The organism is Variovorax sp. PBL-E5 (assembly GCF_901827185.1).
GTDB lineage: Bacteria > Pseudomonadota > Gammaproteobacteria > Burkholderiales > Burkholderiaceae_C > Variovorax.
Genome location: NZ_LR594671.1, coordinates 1,148,307 through 1,167,585, shown reverse-complemented (window position 1 = coordinate 1,167,585; position 19,279 = coordinate 1,148,307). Strand labels below are relative to the sequence as shown.

16 protein-coding genes are annotated in these 19,279 nt (G+C 65.4%); all 16 read right to left on the bottom strand.

Annotated elements, in window-relative coordinates; genetic code table 11:
* Positions 1 to 107: 107 nt before the first annotated feature.
* The gene (locus WDLP6_RS05595) at positions 108 to 860 is read right to left on the bottom strand and encodes an MlaA family lipoprotein (RefSeq protein WP_162591560.1); all 753 of its coding nucleotides are present in this window, start codon (positions 858 to 860) and stop codon (positions 108 to 110) included.
* Entirely contained in the window at positions 857 to 1,348 is a 492-nt protein-coding gene (mlaD, locus tag WDLP6_RS05590) for an outer membrane lipid asymmetry maintenance protein MlaD (protein WP_162566183.1), read from the bottom strand. Before mlaD ends, WDLP6_RS05595 begins: the two co-directional genes overlap by 4 nt.
* Before the next feature lie 26 nt (positions 1,349 to 1,374).
* Positions 1,375 to 2,157, bottom strand: a complete 783-nt coding sequence (gene mlaE, locus WDLP6_RS05585) for a lipid asymmetry maintenance ABC transporter permease subunit MlaE (protein ID WP_162566182.1) — start codon at positions 2,155 to 2,157, stop codon at positions 1,375 to 1,377.
* A 73-nt stretch (positions 2,158 to 2,230) separates the two neighbouring features.
* Entirely contained in the window at positions 2,231 to 3,052 is an 822-nt protein-coding gene (locus WDLP6_RS05580; RefSeq protein ID WP_162591559.1) for an ABC transporter ATP-binding protein, read from the bottom strand.
* Positions 3,053 to 3,202: 150 nt separating this feature from the next.
* Positions 3,203 to 4,681, bottom strand: a complete 1,479-nt coding sequence (locus WDLP6_RS05575) for a glutamate synthase subunit beta (RefSeq protein ID WP_162591558.1) — start codon at positions 4,679 to 4,681, stop codon at positions 3,203 to 3,205.
* A gap of 32 nt (positions 4,682 to 4,713) precedes the next feature.
* On the bottom strand, positions 4,714 to 9,453 hold the full coding sequence (locus tag WDLP6_RS05570) for a glutamate synthase-related protein (protein ID WP_162591557.1): 4,740 nt from the start codon (positions 9,451 to 9,453) through the stop codon (positions 4,714 to 4,716).
* Between the two features lie 174 nt (positions 9,454 to 9,627).
* The gene (locus WDLP6_RS05565) at positions 9,628 to 10,329 is read right to left on the bottom strand and encodes a transposase (RefSeq protein WP_162591556.1); all 702 of its coding nucleotides are present in this window, start codon (positions 10,327 to 10,329) and stop codon (positions 9,628 to 9,630) included.
* 21 nt (positions 10,330 to 10,350) lie between these two features.
* Positions 10,351 to 11,211 carry a class I SAM-dependent methyltransferase gene (locus WDLP6_RS05560; protein WP_162591555.1) on the bottom strand — a complete coding sequence of 287 codons (861 nt, stop codon included), beginning with the start codon at positions 11,209 to 11,211 and terminating at the stop codon, positions 10,351 to 10,353.
* The gene (locus WDLP6_RS05555; RefSeq protein WP_162591554.1) at positions 11,208 to 11,780 is read right to left on the bottom strand and encodes a DUF1415 domain-containing protein; all 573 of its coding nucleotides are present in this window, start codon (positions 11,778 to 11,780) and stop codon (positions 11,208 to 11,210) included. The genes WDLP6_RS05560 and WDLP6_RS05555 overlap by 4 nt, the downstream gene beginning before the upstream one ends.
* Positions 11,777 to 13,036, bottom strand: a complete 1,260-nt coding sequence (locus WDLP6_RS05550; RefSeq protein ID WP_162591553.1) for an MFS transporter — start codon at positions 13,034 to 13,036, stop codon at positions 11,777 to 11,779. Before WDLP6_RS05550 ends, WDLP6_RS05555 begins: the two co-directional genes overlap by 4 nt.
* Positions 13,033 to 14,163: a deoxyguanosinetriphosphate triphosphohydrolase gene (locus WDLP6_RS05545; protein WP_162591552.1), complete on the bottom strand. Its 1,131-nt coding sequence runs from the start codon at positions 14,161 to 14,163 to the stop codon at positions 13,033 to 13,035. Before WDLP6_RS05545 ends, WDLP6_RS05550 begins: the two co-directional genes overlap by 4 nt.
* 58 nt (positions 14,164 to 14,221) lie before the next feature.
* Entirely contained in the window at positions 14,222 to 15,322 is a 1,101-nt protein-coding gene (aroB, locus tag WDLP6_RS05540; protein ID WP_162591551.1) for a 3-dehydroquinate synthase, read from the bottom strand.
* A gap of 35 nt (positions 15,323 to 15,357) precedes the next feature.
* Positions 15,358 to 15,909 (bottom strand): shikimate kinase, encoded by a 552-nt coding sequence (locus WDLP6_RS05535; protein WP_162566172.1) that lies wholly within the window; start codon positions 15,907 to 15,909, stop codon positions 15,358 to 15,360.
* A gap of 19 nt (positions 15,910 to 15,928) precedes the next feature.
* Positions 15,929 to 18,070, bottom strand: a complete 2,142-nt coding sequence (pilQ, locus tag WDLP6_RS05530) for a type IV pilus secretin family protein (protein ID WP_162591550.1) — start codon at positions 18,068 to 18,070, stop codon at positions 15,929 to 15,931.
* Complete coding sequence (locus tag WDLP6_RS05525) at positions 18,067 to 18,606, bottom strand: pilus assembly protein PilP (protein ID WP_162591549.1); 540 nt, start codon at positions 18,604 to 18,606, stop codon at positions 18,067 to 18,069. The genes pilQ and WDLP6_RS05525 overlap by 4 nt, the downstream gene beginning before the upstream one ends.
* On the bottom strand, positions 18,603 to 19,274 hold the full coding sequence (locus WDLP6_RS05520) for a type 4a pilus biogenesis protein PilO (protein WP_162594969.1): 672 nt from the start codon (positions 19,272 to 19,274) through the stop codon (positions 18,603 to 18,605). Before WDLP6_RS05520 ends, WDLP6_RS05525 begins: the two co-directional genes overlap by 4 nt.
* Positions 19,275 to 19,279: the final 5 nt, after the last annotated feature.

Here is a 19,279-nt window from a genome sequence, read left to right as displayed (position 1 = left end):
ATCCCTTGTTTCAAATGTCGGTCCGAGGGGCCGTGGCGGGTTGGAGACACGGCGCGATGGCAGGGTTCCAGAGCGGGCGCGAAGGCCTGCAACCGGATGCAATCGACTTACTTGCCGTTGTCATCGTCCGGTGGATTGCCGTCATAGACATCGTTGCGGCGGCGCTGCAGGAACGCATCGCGCGTGAACGAATACTTGTCGAGCGCCGCGTCGTCCAGCAGCTGGCCGGCACGCAGCAGGTTCGAGCGAATGTCGACGCCGCGCAGCACATACAGCGAATTGCGCACCGGAACATTGTCGATCTGCGTCAGAAGATCGCCCTTCCAGTCGACAGGCAAGGCCGCGGTGTCGCGCACGGTCGACGGGCCCAGCACCGGCAGCACCAGGTAGGGGCCGCTCGGCACGCCCCAGCGTCCCAGCGTCTGGCCGAAATCCTCATTGTGGCGATCGATGCCGGCTTCGGAGGCAACGTCGAGCAGGCCGCCCAGGCCGAAGAAGGTGTTGACGTTCACGCGCATGAAGTTCTGCGCGCTGCTTTCCAGCTTGAGTTGCAGCACGCTGTTGGCGAAGCTCCACACGTCGCTCAGGTTGCCGAAGAAATTGTTGACGCCGGTGCGCACCGGCGAGGGCAGCACGTCGCGGTAGGCCACCGCGACCGGACGCACGACGGCGTTGTCGACCGTGTCGTTGAAGCGCCAGACACCGCGGTTGAAAGGCTCGAACGGATCGTGCGGATTGGCGTTGGGCTCGGTCGCGCAGCCGGTCACCAGGATCAGCACGGCGGCGGCGCCGGTCTGCCGGAAGCGGGGCGCTGCCTCGCGGATGGCGGCCCACAAGGCCGGAAGAGGTCGTGTTGTCATTTCTTGTTGCTATTGCCGGGCGGCGGACTGCTGCCTTCGGCGGCCTTGCTGTAGAGGAACTGGCTGATCAGATTTTCCAGGACCACAGCTGACTGGGTGGCGGTGATGGTATCGCCCGGCTGAAGATTTTTTGCGTCGGCACCCGCCTCGATCCCGATGTACTGCTCGCCGAGCAAGCCGCTGGTCAGGATCTTGAGCGAACTGTCCTTCGGAAAACTGTACCGGCTTTGCAGCGCCAGCGTCACGCTGGCCTGAAAGTTCTTGTCGTCGAACGTGATCGAATCGACACGTCCCACCACCACGCCGGCGCTCTTCACGGCCGTCTGCGGCTTCAGGCCGCCGATGTTGTCGAAGCGCGCCGTCACGGTGTAGGTCTTTTGGAAATTGAGGCTCAGCAGATTGGCCGACTGGAGCGCCAGGAACAGCAGCGCCGCCGCGCCGATCAGCACGAACAGGCCGACCCAGATGTCTTTGTTGGAACGTTGCATGTGTTGCGCTCTTTTGATCAGTTTTACTAGATGCTGAACATCATGGCCGTCAGCAGGAAGTCGAGGCCCAGCACTGCCAGCGACGCGACCACCACGGTCCGCGTGGTCGCGCGCGACACGCCTTCGGGCGTGGGCTGCGCGTCGTAGCCTTCGAGCAGCGCGACGAAGGTCACGGTCAGGCCGAACACGATGCTCTTGACCACGCCGTTGCCCACATCGCGCCAGACGTCGACGCCGCCCTGCATCTGACCCCAGAACGCACCCGGGTCCACGCCCAGCATCAGCACGCCGACGACGTAGCCGCCGAACACCCCGACCGCGCTGAACACGGCGGCCAGGAGCGGCATGGTGATCACGCCGGCCCAGAAGCGCGGCGCGAGGATTCGCTGCACCGGATCGACCGCCATCATTTCCATCGCGCTCAATTGCTCGCCGGCTTTCATGAGACCGATCTCCGCGGTCAGCGAGGTGCCCGCGCGGCCGGCGAAGAGCAGCGCGGCCACCACCGGCCCCAGTTCGCGCACCAGGCTCAGCGCCACCAGCAGGCCGAGCGCCTCCGACGAGCCATAGCGCTGCAGCGTGTAGTAGCCCTGCAGCCCGAGCACGAAGCCGACGAACAGGCCCGAGACGGCGATGATCGCGAGCGAGTAGTTGCCGAGGAAATGGATCTGGTCGCGCACTAGGCCGAAGCGGCGCAGGCTGCGCGCGCCCTGCACCAGCAGGCGCAGGAACAGCCGCGCGCCCAGGCCCAGATCGGCGAGCTTGCTGCGCACCGCGAAGCCCACGTCCGAAGGCCGGTACCAGCTCATGGGTGCACCCTTGGCGCTTCGCGCCTTCCCGCCGGGCGGGAGCGAGCTTGCTTGGAGCGGTCCGGCGCGGCGCTCATGTCCGGCCTCCTTGCGCGTTCCCGAAATCGTCCTCGACGCTGACGCCGGGATAGTGGAAATGCACCGGCCCGTCCGGCAGCGCATTGACGAACTGGTGCACCAGCGCATCGGTGCTGCGGCGCACCTCATCCGGCTTGCCCTCTGCGGCGATGCGGCCGTTGGCCAGGATGATCACGTGGTCGGCGATGCGGAAAGTCTCTTCGAGGTCGTGCGACACCACGATGCTGGTCAGACCGAGCGCGTCGTTGAGTTGCCGGATCAGGCGCGCCGCGGTGCCGAGCGAGATCGGGTCGAGCCCGGCGAAGGGTTCGTCGTACATCACGAGATCGGGGTCGAGTGCGATCGCGCGCGCCAGCGCCACGCGCCGTGCCATGCCGCCGGACACCTCGCTCGGCATCAACTGCCGCGCACCGCGCAATCCGACCGCATCGAGCTTCATGAGCACGATGTCGCGGATCAGCGCTTCGGGCAGGCGGGTGTGCTCGCGCAGCGGAAACGCGACGTTGTCGAACACGCTCATGTCGGTGAAGAGGGCGCCGAACTGAAACAGCATGCCCATGCGACGGCGCGCGGCATAGAGCGCGTCGTTGCCGAGCTTGCCCACATCCTGCCCATCCATCAGCACCTCGCCGCGCTGCGCGCGCAGCTGCCCGCCGATCAGCCGCAGCACCGTGGTCTTGCCGCCACCCGATGCGCCCATCAGCGCCGTCACCTTGCCGCGCGGCACGGCGAACGAAACACCGTCGAGGATCGCTCGCGCGCCGTAGCCGAAGGCAATGTCGCGAAATTCAACAAGGGAAGTGGCAGAAGGGTCCATAGCAACAGAAAAGCCGGGGCGCCCTCAGGCATCCCGGCTCGCGGTGACCAGCCATGATAAATGAAGCGCGGGCCCTCGCCCGACCCTGACCAAGAGTGTCAGGCCCCCGTTCCAGAAACACCACGGAACCGGCTTCGCCGGGCCGGGGGTCTACCGAGGCAAATCGCTAAAACCCATCAAAAACTCGTCGACCGAGCGAGCCGCTTGCCGCCCTTCGCGAATGGCCCAGACCACCAGCGACTGGCCGCGACGAATATCGCCCGCGGCGAAGACCTTCGGCACGTTGGTCGCGTAACCGCCGATGAAGTCGACACTGGCCTTCGCATTGCCGCGCGCGTCCTTCGCGACACCGAAGGCATCCAGCACGTTGCCGACCGGGCTCACGAAGCCCATCGCCAGCAGAACGAGATCGGCCTTGAGCAGTTGCTCGCTGCCCGCGACCTCGACCATCTTGCCGTCCTTCCACTCGACCCGGACCGTCTTGAGGCCGGTCAGCTTGCCCTTCTCGCCGACGAATTCCTTGGTCGAGATCGCGAACTCGCGCTCGCATCCTTCCTCGTGGCTGGAACTGGTGCGCAACTTGTAGGGCCAGTAGGGCCAGGTCAGCGGACGGTTCTCTTCTTCCGGCGGCTGCGGCATCAGCTCGAACTGGGTCACGCTCGCCGCACCGTGGCGGTTGCTGGTGCCCACGCAGTCGGAGCCGGTATCGCCGCCGCCGATCACGATCACATGCTTGCCGTCGGCACGCAGCTGACCCTTGACCTTGTCGCCGGCATTGACCTTGTTCTGCTGCGGCAGGAATTCCATCGCGAAGTGAATGCCGTCGAGGTCGCGGCCGGGCACGGGCAGATCGCGCGATTGCTCGGCACCGCCGGTGAGCAACACCGCATCGAACTCGCGCTCGAGCTGCTCGGGCGTGACGATTTCCTTGGCCCAGTTGGTAACCTTGGAGCCCTTGCCCAGCGGATCCTTGGCGGCACCGACCATCACGCCGATGCGAAAGCTCACGCCTTCGGCCTTCATCTGCTCGACGCGGCGATCGATGTGCGACTTCTCCATCTTGAAGTCGGGAATGCCGTAGCGCAGCAGGCCGCCGATGCGATCGTTCTTCTCGAACAGGGTGACATCGTGGCCGACGCGCGCGAGCTGCTGCGCGGCCGCCATGCCGGCCGGCCCGGAACCGACCACGGCGACCTTCTTGCCGGTCTTGTGCTTGGACGGGCGGGCCGCGACCCAGCCTTCGTCCCAGGCGCGGTCGATGATCGCGTGCTCGATCGACTTGATGCCGACGGGGTCGTCGTTCACGTTGAGCACGCAGGCCGCCTCGCAGGGTGCGGGGCAGATACGGCCGGTGAACTCCGGGAAGTTGTTGGTCGAATCGAGCACGGTGAAGGCGCTCTGCCAGTCGTCGCGATAGACGAGGTCGTTGAAGTCCGGAATGATGTTGTTGACCGGGCAGCCGCTGTTGCAGAACGGCGTGCCGCAATCCATGCAGCGTGCGCCCTGCACCTGGGCCTGAGCGGGGTCGAGGCCGACAACGAATTCCTTGTAGTGCTTGATACGCTCGGCGACGGGCTTGTAGCCCTCTTCGACACGCTCGTGCTCCATGAAGCCAGTAATCTTTCCCATCGTGCTGTCCTGTTCTTGTGTGCTCGCCGCCTTCAGGCAGCCACGGGCTTGGCCATCGCGTGCGGCTCGAGGCCCACATGGGCGTTATTGCCGCTGCTCGTGAGTTCGACCTTGCGATCGTGGATCTCGGCCAGCGCCCGCTTGTATTCGTTGGGGAAGACCTTCACGAACCTCGTGCGCGAGACGGCCCAGTTGTCGAGCAGTTCGCGCGCACGCTTGCTGCCGGTCCAGCGGTGATGATCCTCGAGCAGCTTCCTGAGCTGCGCTTCGTCGGTCTCGCCGTCGTGCCAGATCTTGCGATGCATGCTCGCGATCTGTTCGGCCGAGGTCAGCACCTTGTCGAGCGACACCATCGCCAGGTTGCAGCGCGACGCGAACTGGCCGTCCTCGTCGTAGACGAAAGCAAGACCGCCGCTCATGCCGGCGGCGAAGTTGCGCCCGGTCTTGCCGAGCACGGCGACCGTGCCGCCGGTCATGTATTCGCAGCCATGGTCGCCGGTGCCTTCGACCACCGCGGTGGCGCCCGACAGGCGCACCGCGAAGCGCTCGCCCGCCACGCCGCAGAGGTAGGCCTCGCCCGTGGTCGCACCATAGAGCGCGGTGTTGCCGACGATGGTGTTGCGCACCGCCTCGCCGCGGAAGTCGAGACTGGGGCGCACCACCACGCGACCACCCGAGAGGCCCTTGCCGGTGTAGTCGTTGGCATCGCCGATCAGGTAGAGCGTGATGCCGCGCGCCAGGAAGGCGCCGAAGGACTGGCCACCCGTGCCTTCGAGCTGGATGCGGATGCTGTCGTCCGGCAGGCCCTGCGGATGGACCTTGGTCAGCGCACCCGAGAGCATGGCCCCCACCGAGCGGTTGACGTTGCGCGCCACTTCGATGAACTGGACCTTCTCGCCCTTCTCGATCGCCGGCCGCGACCGCTCGATGAGCTTGTTGTCGAGGCTCTTCTCGAGGCCATGGTCCTGGTTCTCGACGTGATGGCGCGGCACGTCGGCGGGCACGTTCGGCTGGGCGAACAGGCGGCTGAAGTTGAGGCCGCGCGCCTTCCAGTGCTCGATGCCCTGGCGCGTGTCGAGCAGGTCGGCGCGGCCGATCAGGTCGTCGAACTTGCGCACGCCCAGTTGCGCCATGATCTGGCGCACTTCCTCGGCGACGAAGAAGAAGAAGTTCACCACGTGCTCGGGCTTGCCCGAGAACTTCTTGCGCAGCACCGGGTCCTGCGTGGCGACGCCGACCGGGCAGGTGTTGAGATGGCACTTGCGCATCATGATGCAGCCCTCGACCACCAGCGGCGCGGTCGCGAAGCCGAACTCGTCGGCACCGAGCAGCGCGCCGATCGCGACGTCGCGCCCGGTCTTCATCTGGCCGTCGGCCTGCACGCGGATGCGGCCGCGCAGGCGGTTGAGCACCAGCGTCTGCTGGGTTTCGGCCAGGCCGATTTCCCAGGGGCTGCCGGCGTGCTTGATCGACGACCACGGCGACGCGCCCGTGCCGCCGTCATGGCCCGCGATCACGACGTGGTCGCTCTTGCACTTGGCCACGCCGGCCGCGATGGTGCCGACGCCGACCTCGCTCACCAGCTTGACGCTGACGCTCGCGTGCGGCGCGACGTTCTTCAGATCGTGGATCAGTTGCGCCAGGTCTTCGATCGAGTAGATGTCGTGGTGCGGCGGTGGCGAGATCAGGCCGACGCCAGGCACCGAGTAGCGCAGCTGGCCGATGTAGTTGGACACCTTGCCGCCCGGCAGCTGGCCGCCTTCGCCGGGCTTGGCGCCCTGCGCCATCTTGATCTGCAGCTGGTCGGCCGACGCCAGGTATTCGGCGGTGACGCCGAAGCGCCCGGACGCCACCTGCTTGATGCGCGAACGCAGCGAGTCGCCGGCCTCGAGCGGCAGGTCGACCTCGACATTGGCCTCGCCGATCACGCTCTTGAGTGTGTCGCCGACCTTGATCGGGATGCCCTTGAGCTCGTTGCGATAGCGGTTCGGATCCTCGCCGCCTTCGCCGGTGTTGCTCTTGCCGCCGATACGGTTCATCGCGACGGCGAGCGTCGAGTGCGCTTCGGTGCTGATGGAGCCGAGCGACATCGCACCGGTCGCGAAGCGCTTGACGATCTCGGCCGCGGGCTCGACCTCGTCGACCGGAATCGCCTTGGCCGGATCGATCCTGAACTCGAACAGGCCGCGCAGCGTGAGGTGCCGGCGGTTCTGGTCGTTGATGAGCTGCGCGTATTCCTTGTAGGTGTTGAAGTTGTTGGCGCGCGTGCTGTGCTGCAGCTTGGCGATCGCGTCGGGCGTCCACATGTGCTCTTCGCCGCGCGTGCGCCAGGCGTATTCGCCGCCGGCATCGAGCATGTGGGCGAGCACCGGATCGTCGCCGAACGCGGCCTTGTGCATGCGGATCGCTTCCTGCGCGATCTCGAACACGCCGATGCCCTCGACCCGGCTCGCGGTGCCGGTGAAGTACTTGGCGACCGTGTCGCTGTTGAGGCCGATGGCCTCGAACAGCTGCGCGCCGCAGTAGCTCATGTAGGTGCTGACGCCCATCTTCGACATGATCTTGGACAGACCCTTGCCGACCGCCTTGACGTAGTTGTAGATCGCCTTGTCCGCGCTCAGGTCGCCGGGCAGGTCCTCGTGCATCGCGGCCAGCGTTTCCATCGCGAGGTAGGGGTGCACGGCTTCCGCGCCGTAGCCTGCCAGCACGCCGAAGTGATGGACCTCGCGTGCCGAGCCGGTCTCGACCACGAGGCCGGCCGTGGTCCGCAGGCCTTCGCGCACCAGGTACTGGTGGATGGCCGAGAGCGCGAGCGCCGCGGGGATCGCGATCTGCGTCGGACTGACGGCGCGATCGCTCACGATCAGGATGTTGTGACCGCCCTTGATCGCATCGACCGCCTCGGCGCACAGCGACGCCAGCTTGGCCTCGACACCCTCTTCGCCCCAGGCGAGCGGATAGGTGATGTCGAGCACATAGCTCTTGAACTTGCCTTGCGTGTACTTGCCGATGTCGCGCAGCTTCGCCATGTCGGCGAAGTCGAGGATCGGCTGGCTCACTTCGAGCCGCATCGGCGGGTTGACCTGGTTGATGTCGAGCAGGTTCGGCTTCGGGCCGATGAAGGACACCAGCGACATCACGATCGCCTCGCGGATCGGATCGATCGGCGGGTTCGTGACCTGAGCGAACAGCTGCTTGAAGTAGTTGTAGAGCGGCTTGTTCTTGTTGGACAGCACGGCCAGCGGACTGTCGTTGCCCATCGAGCCGATGCCTTCCTCGCCGGCCTGCGCCATCGGGCTCATGAGGAACTTGATGTCTTCCTGCGTGTAGCCGAAGGCCTGCTGGCGATCGAGCAAGCCGACCTGGCTCAGCGGCGCCTGGATCGCCTCGGCCTCGACACTGTCGAGCTTGATGCGCAGGTTCTCGATCCACTGCTTGTAGGGCTTGCTGTTGGCGAGGGTGGACTTGACCTCCTCGTCGTCGATCATGCGGCCCTGTTCGAGGTCGATCAGGAACATCTTGCCGGGCTGCAGGCGCCACTTGCGGACGATCTTCTGCTCGGGCACGGGCAGCACGCCCGACTCGGAGGCCATGATGACGAGGTCGTCGTCGGTCACGCAATAGCGCGAAGGCCGCAGGCCGTTGCGGTCGAGCGTGGCGCCGATCTGGCGGCCGTCGGTGAAGACGATCGAGGCCGGGCCGTCCCAGGGCTCCAGCATCGCGGCGTGGTATTCGTAGAACGCGCGGCGACGCGGATCCATGGTCGCGTGCTGTTCCCAAGGCTCGGGGATCATCATCATCACGGCCTGGCTGATCGGGTAGCCGGCCATGGTCAGCAGTTCGAGGCAGTTGTCGAAGGTGGCCGTGTCGGACTGGCCGGGGAAGCTGATCGGGTAGAGCTTCTGTAGGTCGGCGCCCAGCACCGGCGAGGACATCACGCCTTCGCGTGCCTTCATCCAGTTGTAGTTGCCCTTGACCGTGTTGATCTCGCCGTTGTGCGCGACGTAGCGGTAGGGGTGGGCCAGCGGCCACTCGGGGAAGGTGTTGGTGGAAAAGCGCTGGTGCACCAGGCCCAGTGCCGAGACGCAGCGCTTGTCCTGCAGGTCGAGGTAGTAGGTGCCGACCTGGTCGGCCAGCAACAGGCCCTTGTAGACCACCGTGCGGCTGGACATGCTCGGCACGTAGTATTCCTTGCTGTGCTTGAGCTTCAGCCGCTGGATGCTGGCGCTGGCGGTCTTGCGGATCACGTAGAGCTTGCGCTCCAGTGCGTCCTGGACGATCACGTCGTTGCCGCGGCCGATGAAGACCTGGCGCAGCAGCGGCTCCTTGGCGCGCACGTTCGGCGACATCGGCATCTCGCGGTTGACCGGGACATCGCGCCAGCCCAGCAGCACCTGGCCTTCGGCCTTGATGGCGCGTTCCATTTCCTGCTCGCACGCTTCGCGCGACGCATGCTCCTTGGGCAGGAAGATCATGCCGACACCGTATTCGCCGGGCGGCGGCAGCGTCACGCCCTGCTTGGCCATTTCCTCGCGGTACAGCAGGTCGGGCAGCTGGATCAGGATGCCGGCGCCGTCGCCCATGAGCTTGTCAGCGCCCACTGCGCCGCGATGGTCCAGATTCTCGAGAATCTTCAGGCCCTGGAGGACGATGGCGTGGCTTTTCTCGCCCTTGATGTGGGCGACGAAGCCGACGCCACAGGCGTCATGTTCGTCGGCACCGGAGTACAGACCGTGTTGTTGGAGATATTCGATCTCGGCAGCCGTCGTCATGGGCGCCCTCCTTCAGTTTCGTGGGAAAGGGAGCATATTGCATTGCACAAACAATGCCAAATCTTTTAATAAGGGTCAGATCACTATTAATTACCGAATGGATTTGTCGGAATTAAATAAGGGACATATTAAATTGATAGCGCAATGGCCACGCCCAATGTGGGCTGGCGCGTCTCAGGGCGAAGATTTGCGGGTCGCAGAGGGTCGACCGGGTCGCGCCTTGAGCACCCGCCGCTCTGTCGCCTTCTGCAGCGAGTTCAGAAATTCGGGGTCACCCGCGGCCCAGCCATGCAGGGTGGCTTCGGTCAGCGCGGCTTGTTCGGCAGCCGGGACGCCCGCGCGCACCAACTCGGCATACGCGGCCTCGCGCGCGAACGGGGTGTTGCCGAGGGTCCAATAGAGCGAATGGGGCGTCAGCAGTTTGTCGTGACGCTGCCCGGCGTAGTGGGCATGGCTCGACCATGGATAGTCGCCCGCTTCGGCGGCGATGCCGGCGCGCACCGGATTCTGGTCCATGTAGGCCATGCAATTGAGCAGATAGCGGTCGGCCTGGATCAGCGTCGATCGGTAGCGCCCTTCCCAGAGCGTGCCGGTGCGCCCGTGGCGCTGATTGAAGTAGCGGACGTAGCGACGGCCGATCGCCTGCATCCACTGCGGCAATGCCTGGGCAGTCGACGGCGTGGCGAGCAGATGAAAGTGGTTGTCCATCAACACGTACGCGTGCAGCGCGATGCCCAGGCGCTGGGCGTTCTCGCCCAGCAAGCCGAGCAGCATGTCCCTGTCGGCGTTGTCCACGAAGATCGCCTGCCGGTTGTTCCCGCGCTGGATCACGTGATGCGGCTGGTCGGCGAGGGTCAGGCGGGGCAGGCGTGCCATGCGCAAGTCCGGCGCTCCTGCTCAGGGCAGGCGAAAGCGCGTTGTCGACAGGGATTCGAGCCCGAACTGGGCCAGCAATTCAAGCAGCCGCTCGGCCGCGCCGGATTTGCGCTGGCCGGTATGGCGCGCGATGATGAGTTCGTTCTTCATGCTGTGCTCCCAGCCGACCAGTTCCGTCACGGTCACCTGGTAGCCGTTCGCTTCCAGGTAGAGGCAGCGCAGCACGTTGGTGAGCTGACTGCCGATCTCGCGCGTGTGCAGCGGGTGGCGCCAGAGTTCTGCCAATGGCGTGCGCGACAGCTGCAAGGCCTTGCTCTCGCGCAGACAGGCCGCAATCTCGGCCTGACAGCAGGGCACCAGCACCATGAAGCGCGCCTGCTTGTGCAGGCCGAACGCGATCGCGTCGTCGGTGGCGGTGTCGCAGGCATGCAGCGCGGTCACCACGTCGATGCGCGCCGGCAACGCGGCCGCGACGGCCGACTCGGCCACCGTGAGATTGAGAAAAGACATGCGCTCGAATCCCAGCTGCGATGCCAGCGCCCGCGACTTTTCAACCAGGTCCGCGCGCGTCTCGATGCCATAGACATGGCCATCGGCCCGCCCTCGAAAAAAGAGGTCGTAGATGATGAAGCCGAGGTAGGACTTGCCTGCGCCATGGTCCGCGAGCGTGGCCTGCGCGCCATCGGCCGGCAATTCACCCAGCAGCTTCTCGATGAACTGGAACAGGTGATAGACCTGCTTGAGTTTGCGGCGTGAATCCTGGTTGAGGCGGCCTTCACGGGTCAGGATGTGCAGTTCCTTGAGCAGTTCGAGCGACTGGCCCGGCCGCACGGCATCGGACACCTCGGCGTCGGCCTTCGCCGCCTTCGACGTCTTGTTCATCGCGCGCTGCCCGGACCGACGTTCAATGCCTCCCAGCCGGCGGCGCCCAGCGCCTCGAGCGTCTGGATGTTGCGGCCGAAGATCGCTTCGGCATCGGGAAAGGCGTCGACCGCGCGGCTCACGCTGTCCTCGCGCAACAGGTGCAGCGTGGGATACGGTGAACGATTGGTCGCGTTCGTGACGTCATTGATGTCAGTACCGGCAAATTGATAGCGCGGATGAAAGTTCGCGAGCTGCAGCTGGCCCTCGAAGCCCGCGCGCGCAAGCCCGCGTTCGGCGCGGACGACGAAGTCGTTGAAGTCCAGAAAATCGGCCAGGGTGTTCGGTGCAATCAACAGAGTGGTATCCCGTTCGGACGGCTCGCAAGCCGCAAGTTCTTGCGCTGCATCGAGCAAGGCGTCGAGCAGCCCCTCTGCATCGCTCGCCAGGTACACGTCGTAGTGAATCTGCTGCCTGACGTGGACCGCTTTCGCGAAGGGGCAGAGATTGAGCCCGATCACCGCCACTTCGAGCCAGCGCCGCGTGTCGGCACTGGCCTGCATCGCTGAAATTGTGGCACCGGTGCTCATGCAGTGCCGGCGTGGGGACTTGCGGGAGACAAACGGGTCGCCAGTGCGATGCCTGCGAGCGAACAGGCCAGCGTCACGATCCAGGTCCACTCCCAGCCGCCCACGCGATGTGCGATCCAGGCAACGACCGGCGGCGCGATGAACTGGCCCAGCGATGAAGCCTGCTGCATCATCCCGACCGTTGCGGAGACGGTCGAAGGCCCTGGCGCGATCCGGACCGACAGCATGAACAAGGTGGCGGGAACGACGCCGCCGCCGAGCGAGAACATGCAGACCGCGAGGTAGCGCAACACCGGTGGAAGGCTCGCCGTTGCGTTCTGGCCGATCTGGGCGAAGGCGGCGACGCCGCCGAGCGCCATGATGGCGAAGCCCCATCGAAGCAGGCGCTCGGGCGCCACGCCTCGCTGCAGAAGTCGGCCGCCGGTCACATTGCCGACGATGTTCAGGGCCGCCGCGAGCGCTGTCAGCGCCGCGCTCCAGCCGGCCGGGACGTCGGCGTCCGCATAGATCGCGGGCAGGAAACCGATCACCGCGATCCATTGCGAGGAATAGACGGCGAACGCGAGAGCGAGCGTGCGCGGCCCACGCGCGCCGAGCGTGGCGCGCAAACGCGCAACCCCATCTTCCCGGGATACGGCGGCAACCCGCACACGGCAGCCGTCGGCCGGCACCGCCAGTGCCACCCAGGCAGCGGCGGCAGCCGACACCAACGACAGCACCCACCACCAGCCGGGCCAGCCCAGCCAGGCGATCAGCGCAGGCCCGCACAACAGTGCCAGCGCCACGCCGAGCGGCATGTAGGCAGCCCAGAGACCCAGCGCCGCCTTTTCCGTATGCGGCACCGACTGCGCGCGGATCAGGCCGGGTCCCGGCATGACGGTCAGGAGAAAGCCGACGCCTTCGAGCGCGCGCAAGGCAAGCAGCTCAAAGACCGCGTGCGCCCCCGGGTCCGCAGCCCCGACGGCGCCGCCGAGCACGCTGGCGACCGTGAGCACTGTCAAACCCACCAGCATGCTGCGGCGCAGTCCGATCGTGTCGGCCGCGAGTCCGACCAGCAGGCCGAGGGTCATGCCCGCCAACTGCACCAGCGAAAGCAGGAAGCCCGCCTCCACCAGCCCGATGCCCAGCGTCGCCCGCAGCGCAGGCACCGCAGGCGGCAACTTGCCCAGGTGCAAGGCGGCCGCGACGCCAGCCATGACGACGGCGAACGCCGCGGCGGGAACACCGGCCCTGCTAGGACGCGGCGCGCTGCTCATTCGATCCACCGCTGCCCTGTCAGGCGCTCGTATTCACGGATCGCGAAGCGATCGGTCATGCCGGCGATGTAGTCGGCGACCGCCCGGTGCCGATCGGTCCGCTGCACATAGGCGCCCGGCATTTCGGCCGCGTCGTCGAGATAGGCCGCGAACAACCCGCGCACGACGCGCTGGGCCTGATCGGCGGTCTGCATCACGCGAGCATGGCGGTACAGATTGTCGAAAAGAAAGCGCTTGAGTTCGGTGGATTGCGCGCGCATCGTCTCGCCGAACAGCACCAGCGGCGGCGCGCGGCGCACCGCATCGGCGTCCACGGGCGCGGCCTGCTCGAGCGCCGCACGCGTCGCATCGATCACGTCATAGACCTGCGCGCTCAGCATCCGCCGAATCGTCTCGTAGAGAACGCGCCGTCCCTGGAGCTGCGGATGATCGGCCAGCGCTTCGCGGCGATGGCGATCGAACAGGCCGACCTCGCCCAGGCTCTCGATGCCGATCAGGCCTGATCGAACACCATCGTCGATATCGTGCGCGTTGTAGGCGATCTCGTCCGCGAGATTGCACAGCTGCGCTTCGAGGCTGGGCTGGGTGCGATCGCAAAAACGCCGCGCCACCCCGCCCGGCTCGGCCGCCTCGATGCGTTCCGCGTTGGCGCGTGAACAATGCTTGAGAATCCCTTCGCGGGTCTCGAAGCTCAGGTTGAGGCCGTCGTATTGCGGATAGCGGTGCTCGAGTTCATCCACCACGCGCAGGCTCTGCAGGTTGTGTTCGAAGCCGCCGTGATCCCGCATGCAGCCATCGAGCGCATCCTGGCCTGCATGGCCGAAAGGCGTGTGCCCAAGATCGTGCGCCAGCGCGATGGCCTCGACCAGATCCTCGTTCAGCTGCAGGGCACGGGCGATCGAGCGGCCGAGCTGCGCCACCTCGAGCGAATGGGTGAGACGGGTACGGAAAAGATCCCCTTCGTGATTCAGGAACACCTGGGTCTTGTAGACCAGGCGCCGGAACGCGGTGGAGTGCACGATGCGATCGCGATCGCGCTGGAACGCATCCCGCGTGGGCGCCGGTGCTTCGAAGTGGCGCCGTCCACGCGAGAAGCCCGGGTCGCTGGCATGGCGCGCGAGACTCATGATGCGGTCTGGCCCGCGGTTCCTGCCGTCGGCATCGAAGCAGCGATCGGCGCTCGATTCAGGCCGCGCAGCATTGCGCCAACACCTCGCGCACCATGGCATCGGGTGCGCTGCGCACGATGGCCGACCCCGGCTTGTCGATCACGACGAAACGGATCTCGCCGGCTTCCGACTTCTTGTCGACGCGCATGAGTTCGAGATAGCGGTCCGCACCCAGCGCAGGCCCGACCACGGGCAGCCCCGCGCGTTCGATCAATGCGGTGAGACGCCGAACGAAGGCATCGTCGATCCCGCCGAGACGCCGAGACAGATGCGCGCCCATCACCATGCCGCAGCCCACGGCCTCGCCATGCAGCCACTTGCCATAGCCGAGGCCCGATTCGATGGCGTGGCCGAAGGTGTGGCCGAAGTTGAGGATCGCGCGCAGCCCGGTCTCCCGTTCGTCCTGGCCCACGACCATGGCCTTGATCTCGCAGCTGCGCCGCACGGCATGCGCCAGCGCGGCCGGATCCCGCGCCACCAGGGCATCGATGTTCGCCTCGATCCAGTCGAGGAAGTCCAGGTCGTGGATGGGTCCGTACTTGATGACCTCGGCCAGTCCCGCGCTGAGTTCGCGCGCCGGCAGGGTCGACAGCGTCGACAGGTCACAGAGAACGAGCCTCGGCTGATAGAACGCGCCGATCATGTTCTTGCCGAGCGGATGATTGATCGCGGTCTTGCCACCCACCGACGAGTCGACCTGGGCGAGCAAGGTAGTCGGCACCTGCACGAAAGGCACGCCGCGCATGTAACTCGCAGCGGCAAAGCCCGTCATGTCGCCGACCACGCCGCCGCCCAGCGCGAAAAGCACGGTCTTGCGGTCGCAGCCATGGCCCAGCAACGCGTCGAAGATCAGGTTCAGCGTGCGCCAATCCTTGTACGCTTCGCCATCCGGCAAGCTCAGCACATGGACAGCGCGAAATCGGGCCGCCAGGGCCTCGCGCAAGGCTGCCGCATACAACGGCTCGACCGTGGTGTTGGTCACGATCAGGGCCGCGCTGCCCGTCGGCACGGCCGCCAGATGGCGGGGCTCGCTCAACAGATCGCTGCCGATCAGGATCGGGTAGCTGCGCTCGCCGAGCAGGATCTCGACGCTTTCAGGAGGGACGGACAGTCGCATGGCCCCGAGTTTAGGCGCATGCCGCCATCTCTCTCTCAGAGTGGCGGGTCGACGTCGGACTCGGGCGAAGCGATGCCCGCCAGCTCGAGCTGCATCACGATGATGTTCACCAGCATGGCCACCGAGGGACGCCCGGTCTCGACGATCTCATGGGCCGTTTCGCGGTACAGCGGATCACGCGCGCTGTAGAGATCCCGCAGGCGACCCAGCGGGTCGGCGACCTGGAGCAGCGGCCGCTTGACGTCGTGGCGCAGGCGCCGAAACAGATCTTCGGGCGAAGATCGCAAATAGACCACGTGGAAATGCCGGCGCAGCAGCGTGCGGTTGGACTCCCGCAACACGGCGCCGCCACCGGTCGCGACGACGCCTTGCGAAGCGGCGTTGGCGGCCAGGTCCGCGATCACCGATGCTTCGAGCTCACGGAAGCTCGCTTCGCCCTCACGCTCGAAGTAGTCCCGGATCGAGCAGCCGATCCGGTCCTCGATCAGGTGATCGCTGTCGACAAATGGAAGCCGCAAACGCTGCCCGAGACGGCGGCCTACCGCGGATTTGCCGGCGCCGGGCAAGCCGACGAGTGCTACAGCCACACAGCTACGACACCGCGCGTCAGTGCGCGGCGTTGCGATCGGTAATCATCTTCGGGGTGATAAAGACGAGCATTTCTGTCTTGTTGAGAGAGCGATCGCGGGTACGGAACAGTGCGCCAAGGTAGGGCACTTCGCCGAGCACCGGTATCCGCGATTCGTTGTTGGTTTCGGTAAGTTCGAAGATACCACCGATGACCACCGTGCCGCCGTTCTCGACCAGCACCTCGGTCTGCACATGCTTGGTATCGATCGCAAAGCCTGCCGTCGTGGCCTGGCCCACCGTGTCCTTGTTGACGTCGAGCGTCAGGATGATGTTGCCCTCGGGCGTGATCTGCGGCGTGACTTCGAGCTTCAGGTTGGCCTTGCGGAAGGCGATCGAGGTCGCGCCGCTCGAGGTGGCGACCTGGTAAGGCAATTCGGTGCCCTGCTCGATCAACGCCTTGGTCTGGTCCGCCGTCACCACGCGCGGACTTGAAACCACCTTGCCCTTGCCGTCGGCTTCCAGCGCCGAGATTTCGAGATTCAGCATGCGCGAGAAGCTGGAGTTGAACAGCGAAATCGCGAAGGTGCCCGGCGCATTGCCGTTCCCCGACACGCCCGTGGAGGGCAGGTTCACGAAGTTGGAGTTGGTGAAGTTCGTGACCGCGCTCGACGCCGTGGTCGCGGTTCCCGCCGTGACGGTCGGCATCACACCGAGGTTGCCGAACACCTGATGGCCGTTGGTCGAGCCCACGCTGCCGCCCGAGATCCCGCCACCCAGCCTGACGCCAAGCGATTTGCCGAAGGTGTCGGATGCCTCGACGATGCGCGCTTCGATCAGCACCTGGCGCACGGGAATGTCGAGCTTGCGGATCAGTTCGGCGACATCGGCCAGACGTGCGGGAATGTCCGAAACGAAGATCTGATTGGTGCGCGCCTCCGCAATCACGCTGCCGCGGGGACTCAGGATGCGTGTCGTCGAACCCGAACCACCGCTGGATGTCCCCGACCCGGTCAGGCCCTGGGCAATCGTGACGGCCTTGGTGTAGTTGAGCTGGAACGACTGGGTCCGCAGCGGCTCCAGATTGGCGATGGCGGCCTGTGCCTCGAACTCGAGCTTTTCCTTGGCGTTGATCTCGTCCTTCGGCGCAATCCACAGGACGCTGCCGTTCTTGCGCATGCCGAGATTCTTGGCCTGCATGATGATGTCGAGCGCCTGGTCCCAAGGCACGTCCTTGAGGCGCAAGGTGAGCGAGCCGGTCACCGAATCCGAGGTCACGATATTGAAGTTCGTGAAGTCCGCGATCACCTGGAGCAGCGACCGGATCTCGATGTTCTGGAAGTTGAGCGACAGCTTCTCGCCCGTGTAGCCGACACCCTGCGTGAGCTTGGTCGGGTCGACCTTGCGCGGGCGGACTTCGACCACGAACTGGTTTTCGCTCTGATAGGCGCTGTGTTCCCAATCGCCCTTGGCATCGATCGTCATCCGCACGCGATCGCCGGCCTGCTGCGTCGTCACCAATTGGACGGGCGTGCCGAAATCCGAGACGTCGAGGCGACGGCGCAGGCCCTCGGGCAAGGTCGACTTCGTGAACTCCACGATCAGGCTCTTGCCCTGCTGACGGACATCGACACCGACCTGGTTGTTGGCCAGATCGACGATCACCCGCCCCGTGTTCTCCGAGCCGAGTCGGAAATCGACATCGCGCAGCGGCAAGGTATCCCGGTTGCGGTTCTCGGCAAATGCCGCCGGCGTGGAACTGGCCAGCGCGGCGCCAGCCACGGGCTCCAGCGAAACCAGGAGCGACTTGCCTTGGATTTCCGTCTTGTATGCGGTGGCCTGCTTCAGATTCAACACCAGGCGGGTGCGCTCACCGGCCTGCACGACATTGACGGACCGCAGATTGCCCTGGTTGATGTCGATCGCCGAGCGGCCGATGGCATTGGTCACCCCCGGAAAATCGAGCGCGATGCGTGCCGGTGTTTGAATGGCGAAGCCGTTCGGTACGGCGGCGAGCGGTTGCGTCAGGTCGATCCGGACGACTTCCGAGCCGGACTGCATGGAGCTCGTGACGGATTCGATGGCATTCTGCGCATGCACGATGGCAGCCGCAGTGAGTGCGAACGCAGCCATCCCGAGCGCACGCAATGCCTGTGCGAATTTTGATTTTTGTTGATTCATTTCGACCTCTCTTGCAACTGCAGCGTCGCCACGCGTTCGATCCATTCACCGGCGGCGTCCTGCACGATTTCACGCAAGGCGAGTTCGGTTTCGCTGATACGGGTGATGCGCCCGTAGTTGAGTCCCAGGTAGTTGCCGACCCGCACTTGATACAGCAGCTTGTCGACGCTGATCAGCGCAACAGGTTGGCCGTTGCGATTCATGCTGCCGACCATGGCCATCGAGTCCAGCGGGAAGGCTTCCAATGCCTCCTTGCGACGTGACAGCTCGGGGGCGATGAGACCCGAGGTGCTCGGCTGGCTCGAGTCGCGCCGCAACGCCTGTGTGAGCTTCTGCATGTTGAAGGGATCGATCGCACCGGCTTCCGTATAGGCCTGAGGCGTGAATTTCTTCGGCTCGGTGATCGGCGGCACCGTCGGGCGCACTTGCGCCCTCTGATCCGCCATCCAGCGTTGAAGATCCTCCTGCTCGGATCCGCCACAGCCGCTCAGGCCGACCACGGCGACAGCGACGCACAGGAATTGGAGCGTTCTCATTTCTTCTTCGCTCCGGCTGTCGCGCGCTTTTGCATGGCCTGCTCTTCGGCATCCAGATACCGGTAGGTCCGCGCGGTGGCGTCCATGGTCAAGGCGCCGTCCTTCTGGGGCGTGATGGCCAGATTGTTCAGCGTCACGATGCGGGAAAGATTGGCGACATCCGCGGCAAAAGCGCCCATGTCGTGATAGCGCCCGGTCACCCGCACGGCGATCGGCAACTCGGCGTAGTAGTCCTTGACGGAAATCTGCCCGGGACGGAACAACTCGAATTGCAGGCTGCGCCCGAGCCCTGCTTGATTGATGTCCGAGAGCAGCGCATCCATTTCTGCCTTGCTGGGCAACTGCTTCTCGAGCAGCGTCACGTACTGCTGCACCTGCTCGCGCTGCTTCTTCAGCAGGTCGAGATTGGCGGCCTGTGCCACCTTCTTCTGATAGTCCGCCCGCAATGCGACTTCCTTGGCCCGCGCGGCGTCGAGTTCGTCGTTCGAGTTGGTGAGCCAGATGAACCACAGTCCCGCCAGCACCAGCACGGCAACGGCGACGCACAGCGCGTAGCGAGGCACAGGCGGCCATACGGACGGGTCATTCGGATTCAGGCCGCGGAACTGATCGCCGAAGCGCCGCATGGCGGCAGCGAGATCGATTTGGGAAGAGCGTCTTGTCGCCATGATGA